This is a genomic window from Geminocystis sp. CENA526 (assembly GCF_050753365.1).
GTDB lineage: Bacteria > Cyanobacteriota > Cyanobacteriia > Cyanobacteriales > Cyanobacteriaceae > Geminocystis.
Map to the genome: position 1 here is coordinate 1 of NZ_JBLZFY010000219.1, position 2,483 is coordinate 2,483.

6 protein-coding genes are annotated in these 2,483 nt (G+C 27.9%); all 6 read left to right on the top strand.

The features are described from left to right. Positions 1–236 (top strand): type II toxin-antitoxin system HicB family antitoxin (locus ACN4EE_RS22780; protein WP_431708803.1); only part of this gene is annotated, 236 nt, incomplete at its 5' end. Positions 237–339: 103 nt separating this feature from the next. After that, positions 340–579 (top strand): BrnA antitoxin family protein, encoded by a 240-nt coding sequence (locus tag ACN4EE_RS22785; protein ID WP_431708804.1) that lies wholly within the window; start codon positions 340–342, stop codon positions 577–579. A gap of 121 nt (positions 580–700) precedes the next feature. Continuing rightward, on the top strand, positions 701–1,483 hold the full coding sequence (locus ACN4EE_RS22790; RefSeq protein WP_431708805.1) for a hypothetical protein: 783 nt from the start codon (positions 701–703) through the stop codon (positions 1,481–1,483). Between the two features lie 148 nt (positions 1,484–1,631). Continuing rightward, the gene (locus ACN4EE_RS22795) at positions 1,632–1,838 is read left to right on the top strand and encodes a type II toxin-antitoxin system HicA family toxin (RefSeq protein ID WP_308254263.1); all 207 of its coding nucleotides are present in this window, start codon (positions 1,632–1,634) and stop codon (positions 1,836–1,838) included. Beyond that, positions 1,835–2,062 carry a type II toxin-antitoxin system HicB family antitoxin gene (locus ACN4EE_RS22800; RefSeq protein ID WP_431708806.1) on the top strand — a complete coding sequence of 76 codons (228 nt, stop codon included), beginning with the start codon at positions 1,835–1,837 and terminating at the stop codon, positions 2,060–2,062. The genes ACN4EE_RS22795 and ACN4EE_RS22800 overlap by 4 nt, the downstream gene beginning before the upstream one ends. 139 nt (positions 2,063–2,201) lie before the next feature. Beyond that, positions 2,202–2,351 carry a hypothetical protein gene (locus ACN4EE_RS22805; RefSeq protein ID WP_431708807.1) on the top strand — a complete coding sequence of 50 codons (150 nt, stop codon included), beginning with the start codon at positions 2,202–2,204 and terminating at the stop codon, positions 2,349–2,351. The last annotated feature ends 132 nt before the right edge of the window (positions 2,352–2,483 follow it).

Below are 2,483 nucleotides of genomic sequence, written 5' to 3' on the forward strand. Positions count from 1 at the left end.
CACAAACAAAAAAACATGATTTTGATGGTTTTACCATTACCCTTTTTCAAGATGATGAGGGTGATTGGGTAGCTTATTTTGTAGAAATGCCCAATGTTTCTGCTTTTGGTGATACTACCTATATTGCTATCGATGAATTAGAAATTGCTTGGCAAGGAGTCAAGGAAAGTTATCTTAAACATGGGGAAACAATTCCAGTAGTTTCATCTTTTAAAGAGAGTGCGATCGTAGTCTAATTTATTAATTGTCGTTGTTTACACAGAAATAGGTAATAAAATTAGAATTTATCAGCACGAAAAGCAACAAAAAATGAGCAACGAATCTACTTCAATGAAATCTATGACTGATTGGGAAAAACTAGAATCAATGACTGATGAGAATATTGATTTTTCTGATTGCCCTGAAATTACCCCAGAAATGGCTAAAAATTCGATCGTTAGACGTGGTTTACAATCCTCTAAAAAACAATCTCTAACTCTTTCTCTTGATGCTGAAATTGTCCATTGGTATAAACAAAATGAAGTTGATCATCAAACAGAAATTAATAAAGTATTGAGGGAATATCTTAAAAATAATTAATCCGTTTGTTATCATCTAATGGCTAAATATTTTAGTGCTTAGATGAGGTTTTAGTGGGGTGTGTATCGCCCTACAAACTAATAAAAAGAAATATTAATCATAATATTTAAAGTGATAATTTATGAATGATAATCAAAATTGGTATTCACAAGAACAAAGAAAATTATTAAAAAAAGAACGTTATTTTACTGGTTCTCATCATTATTTTTTTGAAGTAAAAGAAGCAAAAAATGGTTCTAAATATATTATTATTGATCAGAGAAAAAAAGTAGGTGATGAATTTATAGGCGCTAAAATTAGAGTTTTTGAAGACGAAATGTCAGAATTTTTAAGAATTTTTGATGATTTAGTTTGTTTTGCATTAAATCAAAAGTTAAGTAAAAATACTAATATTATTGAAAATAAGATTGAAGAAAATAATAATAGTTTAGATTTAAATCCTCCTTTTTTTTGTAAATTAGTTTCTACTCAAAATTGGCAAGAATTTGAAAAATATACTTATTCTTTATTAAAACTATTAGGAATTAATAAAATTTATAGTTTTTTGGGACAAATACAGGCGGGGAAAGCAGATGGTTTTTTTAAGATTGGAAATTTAGCAGTTATCTATGATTGTACATTAAGAATAAGTAATATTGAACAAAATAAATATGAACAAATAAATAATTACTGTAATCAGTTAGAACAAGGTAGTATTCATATTTCTGATAAAATTAAAGAAGAATTTATTAATTATAATAAACAAGTATGGATTATTACTCAAGGCACAAGTAAACATATAAAAACCATAAATAACATAAAAATCAAGGAAGTATCGGTAAAAGATTTAATCAAAATCTATGAAGAATATTTAACCAACATTGACAATTATGATTCACTAGAAATAAGACTCTATAATTTATAACTATATTTAATGATTTATTTTAAAAAAATATAACTGTTATTTATTACAATGAAAATAACAATAAGTTGACTGATAGTCATAACTAGGATATGTCAAAAGTAAATAATCTATTTAATATTAAATCGAAAAAGATAATCATGTATTAAAAATGCCGAAAAAAGTTAGAGAATTGAAAAAAATGTTATTAAAAGCTGGATTTACTTATCGTCAGGGAAAAGGAAGTCACACATTTTGGACTCATCCGCTCATACTTGATGAACCAATTACAATATCAGGTAAAGATAGTGATGATGCTAGATTATATTTAGAGAAAGCAGTAGAAAAAAGATTGAAAAAATTGGAGGAATTGAAATGAATAATCATTACAGTATGGTGATTCAATGGAGTGAAGAAGATAACTGTTATTTAGTGCATTTACCTGATTTTTCTTTTCAAGAATTTCATACTCATGGTGAGACTTATGAGGAAGCGGCAAAACATGGACAAGAAGTTATTGAAAGTTTAATTGAGTGGTATCTTGAAGTTGGCAAAACTCTCCCACAGCCTCGAAATTTAACTGATGAGTTACAAGTTGCTTAATTTCTCAAAAAATGGTGGGCTTTTGCTCACCCAAAAAATTTAGTATTATTTATGAGTAGAAGGCAAAAATTATTAGATAAAGCCAAAAATAATCCTAAAGGCTTAAGTTTTGATGAATTTGAAACCTTATTAAGTTTATATGATTGGATTTTTGATCATCAGACAAGGAGGTCATCGCATTTGGTATTCCACCCAAAAAGCACGTTTATCTATTCAACCTACTAAAAACGGTAAGGCAAAAGCCTATCAAGTAAAACAGTTTCTCACTTTAGAATTAGAGGAAAAATAAGATGTCACAAACAAAAAAACATGATTTTGATGGTTTTACCATTACCCTTTTTCAAGATGATGAGGGTGATTGGGTAGCTTATTTTGTAGAAATGCCCAATGTTTCTGCTTTTGGTGATACTACCTATATTGC